This window comes from Streptomyces sp. ActVer, assembly GCF_027270795.1.
Classification (GTDB): domain Bacteria; phylum Actinomycetota; class Actinomycetes; order Streptomycetales; family Streptomycetaceae; genus Streptomyces; species Streptomyces umbrinus_A.
Genome location: NZ_JAPWHT010000086.1, coordinates 20,376 through 29,370 on the forward strand (window position 1 = coordinate 20,376; position 8,995 = coordinate 29,370).

Annotated in this window: 8 protein-coding genes; 3 read left to right on the forward strand and 5 right to left on the reverse strand. The window is 66.4% G+C overall.

The annotated features are described in order from the left end of the window. Window positions 1-571: 571 nt before the first annotated feature. The 3 genes from O3Q52_RS16555 to dnaB all read left to right on the forward strand — a co-directional run bounded on the left by O3Q52_RS16555 (window position 572) and on the right by dnaB (window position 3,232). A complete protein-coding gene (locus O3Q52_RS16555; RefSeq protein WP_269649544.1) occupies window positions 572-1,141 on the forward strand; it encodes a hypothetical protein in 570 nt (189 codons plus the stop codon). A 149-nt stretch (window positions 1,142-1,290) separates the two neighbouring features. Beyond that, window positions 1,291-1,719, forward strand: coding sequence for a DUF721 domain-containing protein (locus O3Q52_RS16560; protein ID WP_269649545.1), 429 nt, complete (start codon window positions 1,291-1,293; stop codon window positions 1,717-1,719). Between the two features lie 166 nt (window positions 1,720-1,885). Then, window positions 1,886-3,232 (forward strand): replicative DNA helicase, encoded by a 1,347-nt coding sequence (dnaB, locus tag O3Q52_RS16565; protein WP_269649546.1) that lies wholly within the window; start codon window positions 1,886-1,888, stop codon window positions 3,230-3,232. A gap of 248 nt (window positions 3,233-3,480) precedes the next feature. On the opposite strand, the gene O3Q52_RS16570 is transcribed toward dnaB, so the two are convergent. The 5 genes from O3Q52_RS16570 to O3Q52_RS16590 form a co-directional block, all read right to left on the reverse strand. Further along, window positions 3,481-4,791, reverse strand: coding sequence for a tetratricopeptide repeat protein (locus tag O3Q52_RS16570; protein WP_269649547.1), 1,311 nt, complete (start codon window positions 4,789-4,791; stop codon window positions 3,481-3,483). After that, a complete protein-coding gene (locus O3Q52_RS16575) occupies window positions 4,791-6,692 on the reverse strand; it encodes an NB-ARC domain-containing protein (protein ID WP_269649548.1) in 1,902 nt (633 codons plus the stop codon). The genes O3Q52_RS16570 and O3Q52_RS16575 overlap by 1 nt, the downstream gene beginning before the upstream one ends. Window positions 6,693-6,868: 176 nt before the next feature. After that, window positions 6,869-7,051 carry a hypothetical protein gene (locus tag O3Q52_RS16580; protein ID WP_269649549.1) on the reverse strand — a complete coding sequence of 61 codons (183 nt, stop codon included), beginning with the start codon at window positions 7,049-7,051 and terminating at the stop codon, window positions 6,869-6,871. Between the two features lie 66 nt (window positions 7,052-7,117). Next, complete coding sequence (locus O3Q52_RS16585; protein WP_269649550.1) at window positions 7,118-8,098, reverse strand: hypothetical protein; 981 nt, start codon at window positions 8,096-8,098, stop codon at window positions 7,118-7,120. Window positions 8,099-8,263: 165 nt separating this feature from the next. After that, window positions 8,264-8,899 carry a hypothetical protein gene (locus tag O3Q52_RS16590; RefSeq protein WP_269649551.1) on the reverse strand — a complete coding sequence of 212 codons (636 nt, stop codon included), beginning with the start codon at window positions 8,897-8,899 and terminating at the stop codon, window positions 8,264-8,266. Window positions 8,900-8,995: the final 96 nt, after the last annotated feature.

Below are 8,995 nucleotides of genomic sequence, written 5' to 3' on the forward strand. Positions count from 1 at the left end.
CTGGGGCGAGCCAGCCCTACGGTCCCTCACGCATCGGAGGTGGTGGATGGCAACGAGCGTCCCTCCCCAGCAAGGCCCGGCAGATGATCGCGTGCCGTCGTGGGGTCGCAGGCTTACGGTGCCGTGTCCGGCCTGTGGTCTTCCAACGCACCGTCACCGGACCTTGCACTACGACGGGGTCAATATCTACCGGCCCCAGGCAGGGGCCGCCCCTGTTTCCGCGATCGAGGGCAGTGAACCCGACATGGAGGTGGCGTGGATCGCCCTGATGCCGGGTGATTACCCGGCACGGCGCTTCGCCGATGTCGAGGTCTACCATCTCGCCGGCGGGATCGCTTGGCCTGGACCTCACCACCGTGATTACGGCTCCGCACAGGTGGCTCACGACGCATGCTGTCCGGGCCTGCACAGTAGCCCGCCCACCAGCAGCCTCGGCGCGGGCGAGTTGTGGCGGGCGATGCGACTCCGGCTGGCCCGGAGCCCACGAAAGAGCAGCTGACCAAGGACTAGCCCTCGCACAGCCGCACGACGAATCCCCGGTCGGTGCCGGACATGAAAGAGAAGCCCTTCCATGAACCATGCCCAACTCGTAGCACTGGGCCGTGCCTTGCGCGTCGCCGGTGAACACGAAGAGCGACTCATCAGCGGCGAGGCCGTCCTCAATGTGAAGGAGATCCGCCAGGACCTCGAACGCGCGGTGGCACAGCTGGACGAGACGATCAGCACGCCCAAGCCGGTCACCCGATGCTCCGAGCATCCGAGCGGACCGGTCGACCAGGACGCCACCGACCTGTGTCTGCTCTGCGAGACCCGTCGCCGGGCAGGCCGACACACCCCTCCTGGGCCGCGCTCCGCAGACCCCGATGACGATGGCCCCGCAGCGCGGGTGCAGTCTCAGCACCGGCTGCGCGCCGAACAGCCGGAGCCGCAAAAGCGGTGGATCCCCGAGTTGTGGAACGGCCAAGCCTGGCAGGTCTGCGGAACACCTCGGCGCAGCGAAGCAGACGCACATCAGTACCTGGCGCAGCTTTGGCAAGGGCCGAACCCGGCGCTCGCCTACCGGCTGGTGTACGCGTTCACAGACCACAACGTCGTACGTACCTGGGGTACCCCAACCCTTCGTCAACAGGCTGACCTGTGAATCGCGAAAGGCCGGCGGGCGGTGAGCAGCACCCAGATCTGGCCCTGCTCATGCTGCGACGAGCCAAAGAGGACTCCCGTCGGCACCGCTTCACCGAGCGATCCGCTGCCCGCGCCACCCGTAGGCAACCGCGAGGGCGGACACCGCCCGTGCAGATCGGAAGAGCGCTGCTGGACATGTTCTCCGAGCACGGGCTCTGGAGCGAGGCCGAAGGAACGCTGCTCAACTGCTGGACGTCCGTAGCCGGCCCGATAGCCAGGCACGTGGACCTGGCGGGATTCGACCGCGAATCTGGAACCCTCACCCTGTGCGGGTCCTCCACCGCCTGGATCACCCAGCTCAAGCTTCTCGCGGACGTACTCATCCAACGGATCAACGACGAACTCGGCTCCCAGACCGTGCGCCGGCTCCGCCTGGTGAAGGAAGACGTGGCCGGCTCTTTACCACCCACCGCCCTACTGGACGGCCCTCAGCCACAGCGATGGCAGCCAGTACCAGCGTTTCCCGACCCGGGCATCCAGGCCGCAGTTCACCGCCAAAACCAGTGCCTTCCGCGAGAACCCGCTCGCCTGCCGTGAACCATCAGGTTCTTCGCCCAGCACCGCAACGTGAAGTGAGCGGCTTCATCCCCACGATGGCCGTAGAGACGATCGCCCCCTCCCGCCGAGGCATCGCAGATACTCTCCCCGGGTGACCACTTGCCTGGTCACCCGGGGGAGAAGCTACAAGGAGGGGGATTCCAGAATGACCGTCGAGGACACCGATACCGCGCTGCACCACCCGCACGATCTGCTCGCCGAGAAAGGCGTCCTGAAGGCGATGCTGCGGTCAAAGGACGCGATCGCCGACATCGTCGAAGTCCTCAGCGGTGACGACTTCTATCGGCCTGGTCACGCCCTGCTCTACGACACGATCCTCGACCTGTACGGGCGCAACCATCCAACCGAGCCCGCTGCGGTGATCGCCCGCCTTAGCGAGCATGAACAGTTGGACGAAGCAGGGGGCGCTGCCTATATCACCGCGCTGATTGACGGCCCTTCGCCTTCTCGAAAGTGGATTGCCAACGCAGAACGCGTAGAAAACGCAGCCCTGTTGCGCCGCACCAAGGCCGCTGCGGTCCACATCGAAGACCTGATCACCGATGCGCAGCCGGACTCCGCAGACCGGATCGCGGACGCTGCGCAGGCAGAGATCTTCGCAGCGACCACACGACGTCCCCTGCTGCCCCCAGCAAGTCCACTGAGTGACGTCATCGAAGGCACTCTCGACTGGATCGAGGCCGCTGGCAGCCGCGACGCCCCGCTGCCAGGAGTCCCCACGGGCTTCACCGATCTGGACGCTCTGACTGGCGGACTCCACCCCGGCCAGCTCATCGTCGTCGCGGCCCGACCGGCCATGGGCAAGTCCACGCTCGCGCTGGACTTCCTACGCACAGCCAGCATCCAGCACAACCTGCCCACGGCTCTGTTCACGCTCGAAGCCGACCGCAAGGAAGTCGGCATGCGGATCCTGTCAGCCGAAGCCCGGGTCGCCCTGCACCACCTCCGCTCCGGCACGTGCACCGATGAGGACTGGACCCGAATGGCTCGCCGGATGCCGGAAGTCAGCGCCGCGCCCATCTACATCCAGGACGGCGCCTACGCCAACCTGCACGACCTTCGAGCCCACTGCCGATACCTGCACGGCCGTATGGGCGTCCAGCTCATCGTGGTCGACGCCATCCATATGCTCACCTTCGGTACGAGGCAGCTCGGCTCGCGCTACGAGGAAATCTCCGAGATCGCCCGATGCCTGAAGCTGCTCGCCAAGGAGCTGCGGCTGCCGATTGTCGCCATCTCCACTCTCAACCGGGGACCGGAGCAGCGCACGGACAAGAAACCCATGATCAACGACCTGCGAGACTCCGGAGCGCTTGAAGACAACGCCGACGTGGTCATCCTGCTCCACCGCGAGGACGCCTACGAGAAGGAATCGCCCCGCGCCGGCGAGGCCGATTTGATCGTTGCGAAGCACCGGCACGGTCCGACGGCCACACTCACGGTCGCCTTTCAGGGTCACTACTCGCGCTTCGTCGATATGGCGCAGCCATAGCCTGGAACCCAATTGGGTCTCGAATTTCGTGTCGGAATATCACGACCGATGTCGGATGGGTGTAGCTCCTTCTGAGGGACGCTCCTACCTACGCTGACACGCTGATTCATGGCCAGCGCGTGCTCCTTCCATCCTCTCGGCCAGGTCGAGTGCTCACCAGCGGCAACCGCAACGGACGATCTCGTATCCGTGCTGGCGTGCCAGCCGCGTCGCACGGCGACCACCTCCGCGGACTCTCAGGTCGGCGCCTACCCAGCGGTCCCTCCGGCCCGGTGGTCCTCGCCACATGGGCAGATGAGCGGCTGTCTTCCGGGGCTGCCGCCCCCTGGGCGGACCATGCGGGCGCCCTGCCGGGCCACGACGAGCGTCTGACGGACTGCGGTCACCGGGTTGTGGTCGAGTTCCTCCCGGACGTACAGCCAGGCCGCCCGGCAGAGGAGTACGAGCAAGGCGCTCAGGCGGCGCTGTCGGATCAATAGGCGGAGCCGCTTCGCCAAAAGCACCAGTTCGATCCGTGCCCCGCCCTCCTCTTTGCGACTCAGCTTGATTGCATCGGCCACAGCATCCTCGGCCTGGTCTAGGTCACCGGTGCGGAGAAAGAAGTCGGTCCAGGTGCCTCCGAGCAGGGCCAGAGCGCTGCTGCGCTGGGCTGCCTGGTCGAAAGTTTGCTGACTGCGTGTTAGATGGTAGGCGGCCTCTTCGATCGTTCCGTGCACCACCAAGATCTCCGCCACACGCTGGTGATAGTAGCCATGCGAAGACAGTCGCCTGTCAGAGAGCCTCTCGCCTTCGGCATAGAGGTCGAGTGCTCGGGCGTAGTCGCGACGCTCGGCTGAAAACCGACCCAGGTAGTGCAGCGAGGACGCGACGGCCTGGCTCACACCAGGCCGGTCGATCACAGACCGCCCCAACTCCACTGACTTCTCGAAGTGGGCTGCGGCGCGCTCTGGATCTGCGTAGTAGTGGGTGAGTCCGAGGCTGTGCTCGTATTCCGCTCCCCAGTGCGATGTCGATTCCTGTCGGACCAGCAAGGCACACTCCGCCAGTGCCGCCCGCGCGCCCTGGTAATCACTGATATCGGTGCGTGAGCGAGACATGGTCAGCAGTGCCGCGATGCGCTCGTCGGCGGTCCGACTGGCGGCGACGGCACGGACAATGAGATCCAGCCGGGACCGGTCACCGTTGGCAAAGAGTGCCTGGAAGCGGGCAGCTGAGAGCAGCAACCCGGACACCGGTGCCCCGGTCTCATCCAGGACGTCGATGAGGGCCAGGACGCTCCGTCCGAACTCTTCGTGTTCGCGGAACCGGCTGCTCGCGCCCACCGTCAGCGCGACATCGAAGGCCAGACCGAGTAGCACACGGGTCAGCTCCGGGGCGAGGGTTTTCTGCACCATGACTGCACCACTGACAAGCAAGGCCAGCTTCGGAAACCGCTCTGGGTCCGAATAGCGCTCAGGATGGGCCACGGCGGCCGCTATCCGCGGGGGGTACTCCTCCTCCGCCTCCTCCTGCACCTCCCGTTGCCACACCGTCATGCCGACTGCCGCGTGGTCTTCCACTAGATCGACTTTCCGTACCCGACCCGCGGGCAGGTGTGCTCGTAGAGCAGGCTGTGGACCGAGTAGCGACGGTCGCGTCCGGACGCTCGCACCAGTCCCAGTCGACACGCGGAAGTCATAAGGGTGTTGAACCGGTTCACGTCGTCAGAATGGACGCTCTCCTCGAACAACTCCTCATAGGTCATGGCTCCGCCCCGCCCGTTGGCACAGAACGAGAAGAGGAGCCGGCGGGCTTCCTTGCGTGACGAGCGACGGGCCAGTTCCTCCAGCGACTGCTCGAAGAGCCACGCCTTCACTGCCGCGCCCAGCTCCCCGGTCACCTGGCGCAGCTCTTCGATGATCCGTGGCAACGGAAGGCCGCTCACGGCGTAGCGGCGAGTGATGAGTTTGATCAGGAACGGATTCCCCTCGGTGATCCCGTAGACGGACTCCAGTTCCTCGTCCCGCGCCTCCGCGAGGTCCGAGCTGCTGTCGCGTGCCGTCAGCCGGACCAGGTTGTACGTCTCCCACTCCCCGAGCGGGTGGATTGGCATGTTCCGGACCCCCATCTCGTTGCCCGACGACTTCAGACGGGTGGTGGCCACGATGCGGTGGGGACGGCGGAAGCCGAGGGATCGCAGCTGCTCGATGACCTCGTCGGCGGCATCCACGTACTCCAGGTTGTCCACAACCACCAGCACACGGGCGTCGTCGAGCTGGTGCTCGATGTGATCGCGAAGCTCACCCTCCCAGAGCGCCTGAGCGGGTGAGAGCTCACAGTCCACCTGCTGCGCGATGATGCGAAGCAGGTCGTGCCAGTACATCGAGTTGACCGACGCTTCGGTAGCGTTGGCCGCCGAGAACCGGGCGTTGCGTGCCGACGCCCAGACGATATGAGTGAAGCTGTCTCCCTTGGCAACGCGCTGGACAGCCGCATGGGTGATTGCGGTCTTGCCGAGGCCGCCCTCTCCCCAAACGGCTACCGCAGACGCGGCCGTGGCGCGCGGGTCCTCGATCGCGGCAGTGACGTCATCGATCACCTTGTCGACGTGGATCAGTTCTTCGGGCTCGATGAGCACGTAGCGGTCCCAAGCGCTCAGGGACCGGTGCCGCGCCGCAGGGGCGTGTGGCTCTCTTTGTACTCGGCGCAGGGGAGTAACCAGTGCCGAAGCGCCGGCGGGAACGGCGTCCAAGGGGGCCGTGCCATGCCTATCGCGTGCGGCTAGGAGGCTTGCCCGCAGCTGCCGGTAGCGATCGTCTTCCTCGCTCTTTGGACGGATCAGTGTCCGGTGGTCACCCGACACGACACGGCGGTCCGGGAACACGGTGTGGGCCGATGCCGGTGGCACCACCCCATCCTCCTCACCCGCGTAAGCGATGATCGGGATGGGCCAGGAGGCAGGACCTGCCTCGCTGGCATGCACCACACGGTTGACGACGGTCCGGAGCGCCTCAGTGACAGCTGCGTTCAGAGGCCGCAATTGCGGTTCCTGCGGATTCCACCCGAACAGCCCGCTACGCCGGAGACTGAGCGCGAGCTGTGAACCGGCGCTAGGACAAGCGAACATCACGATCCCGCTGATCCGGCTGAGTTTGAGTCCTTCCGCATCGCTGAGTGTCCGGTGCAGATACCGCTGGACGACGAGACCGCCCTGGCTGTGCGTGACGAGGACCAGCCTGCGGAAAGCTGCGGCCTCCACCTCGATGAAACCAGCCAACTTGTCTGCGATGACCTCGAAGGTTGGAACCGTACGTAACGGGTGTATGCGGAACCGAGGGGAGGAGTAGCGGAACAGTAGCGGAGTAGCAAAATCCAGTTCTGGGTCTTGACGGATGAGCTCCGCCGCATCCGACCAAATTCGGGGGCTGGACATGAATCCGTGAACGAAGACGAGCCCCACCTGACCGTCAGCTGTGGTCATGCGTTCCCCCGCTGATCGACGCTGTCCATCCGACCCACGTCAGCCTGTCCAGCCGATCAGGCTCGCAACCTTTGCCGCTGTCTGCAGGTCAGTCACATCGCAGCGTAGGAGCAAAGTACTTGGTCTGTGGCCCAGTTCAGAGAACAGGTGCGGATCTTCTGAAGTGAGCTCGTCGGTCAGGCCGGGAGTTCGTTGTTGTGCTGGTCGGGCCGGGGGTAGAGGCGTTCGCGTTCTCTGCGGTTGTGAGAGGTCCAGTACTGCGGGAAGTCGCCGTTGCTGATGACGGCCCGGAGGGTCAGGACGGCTTCGGCTCCGGGGACGGTCCACCGGCTGCCAGTGATATCGAGCCTGTCGGCCACCAGATGACGTGCTGCTCCTTCGACGATGCCGCTGGCGATCGGCCATCCCGCCTGGAGTGCCTTGCCTTAGTGGAGATGGGCCGCGTTGTTCTCCAGGGAGCGGCAGGCCCGGTCGGCCGCGGCCCGTTGACCCGCAGACAGGCCCAGCCGGTCAACTTGAGTACGGATGCCGGTGACGGAGCCGGAGGCGTCGCCGGCCAGGATCACCCAGCACCGGCGGTGCTGCGGGTCACGGGCTTCCGCTTCGTCGAACGCGGCGGCGATGACCTGGGCGGCGTCGTGTTGAACCGAGGCGGTGAGCCACTTCGCGCGGGCCTTGGGCCCCTTGCGCGGGGTGCGGCGGGCGGTGCGGCCGCCGGTCGGGGCGATGATGTCGTACGGTCGGCGCACGGCCGGATCCGTGTCGTGGACGACGGCCAGCGTGGCCATCCGCTTGCGGCAGGTCTTCTCCCCAGCGGACAGACGGGTGCGGAACGTGCGCGTCGCCCATTGCGCCGCCTTCCTTGTTGCCTCCCGCAGATGCCCCGGGCGCATCACGATCCCCTTGCCGTCGACGCTGAGCACCAGCAGCGTCGTGCTCGCTGCCGGGTCAGGGGTGCGCGCGGCATAGAAGGCCGCGATGTCCACCGCGGCTGCCCGCACGAGCTGTTCGGCCTGGCGTTTACCCACCGCCCGCGCCCCGCAACGGCGTTCGATCGCCTCCAGGGCGTGGTCGTAGGAGCCGCGGACCGCTTCCAGCACCACCAGACGCCGAAGTCCCAGGCTGTGCCGTTCGCGTGGTAGCGCCAGCACCTGGTCGGCCGGATAGCGGTTGGGCAGGCCCGGTGCGCGCAGCGCGCACCGGGTGACAGTCACCGGCCCGACCACGGTGGCCAGTTGGCGCCGGTGGCCCTTCTCCAGCCGGGTCCGGCCCGCGGCCAGATGGGCCTGGCCGCCGGTGCCGAGGGCCGACAGTTCGGCTTCCTCCCGGCGGGCGCGCAGGTCGAAGTGGCCCTGCAGGAGGAGACGGGCCAGCTCCCTCGCCCCGTTCTCGGCGTCCTCCTCCACCCGTTCATGGGGCAGGAGCAGAGCTTCGGGACGGGAGAGGGAATCGATGAGACAAGTGAGGAAAGAAGCGGCTTGGTCAAAGGGGTCAGCCGCCGCGGCGGCCGCATAGCCTGCGGTCATCGGGCTCTCGCTTTTCGGGCGGACGAATGAGTGGCACCTTCGACGCTAGGGACGAGAGCCCGACCCCACATCGGCGCGGCGGCGCACGGCGGAGGACCCGGCCTGCTCCGGCGTATCCCCGCCCGCCGCCAGAGCCTCACGCGGCGTGAACAGTCCCGGCCCCTCTTCCGTCAGCCAGCCCCGCTCGACCAGCCGTTTCAGCTTGGACCGGAAGCCTTCCACCTTGCTCTTGTCCGTCGACAGGCCCAGCGCGGCACACAGGTGATGCGCCCGCATCGGATGCACCGCGTCCTGGAGAACCTCGACGATGTCCTGGTACGGACCCGGCAGCACCCCCACCGCGGCATCAGCCGCACCCCCGACCGGCGAACCCGCCGGCAACCGGGGCTCCTCCATCTCCATCTCCGCCTCGCCCGCGCCCGCTTCCGCCCCAGCAACCGAGACCGTATCGTCGCCGGACAGGATCTCGCTCATCGCCTCCCGCGTGATCTGCAGCCGGGACAACACGTCTTCCCGCTCAGCCAGACGGCTGGTCAACTCCCCGACCTGATCCCGCAGTTCGGCGATCTCTTCCCGCGCGACAGTCTCCCGCCGATCAAGCTCCTCCAGCCACGGCACCATCGCTGCCTCCAAGACCACTTCCTGGAACACGACGATCCGCCGTCCGACCACGAACCGCAACGGCGCACGGCATCACCAACTCACTACAGAAGAGTCCTCCTGTTCCTCTAGTCACGCCTGGCGGCGTGAAAATCGGTGCGCGGAGCGTCGATTCTG

What these genes read in the sequence shown, in the direction of transcription:
- O3Q52_RS16575 (WP_269649548.1), bottom strand. Translation starts at nt 6,692, where the DNA reads ATGACCACAGCTGACGGTCAGGTGGGGCTCGTCTTCGTTCACGGATTC.
- O3Q52_RS16555 (WP_269649544.1), top strand. Translation starts at nt 572, where the DNA reads ATGAACCATGCCCAACTCGTAGCACTGGGCCGTGCCTTGCGCGTCGCC.
- dnaB (WP_269649546.1), top strand. Translation starts at nt 1,886, where the DNA reads ATGACCGTCGAGGACACCGATACCGCGCTGCACCACCCGCACGATCTG.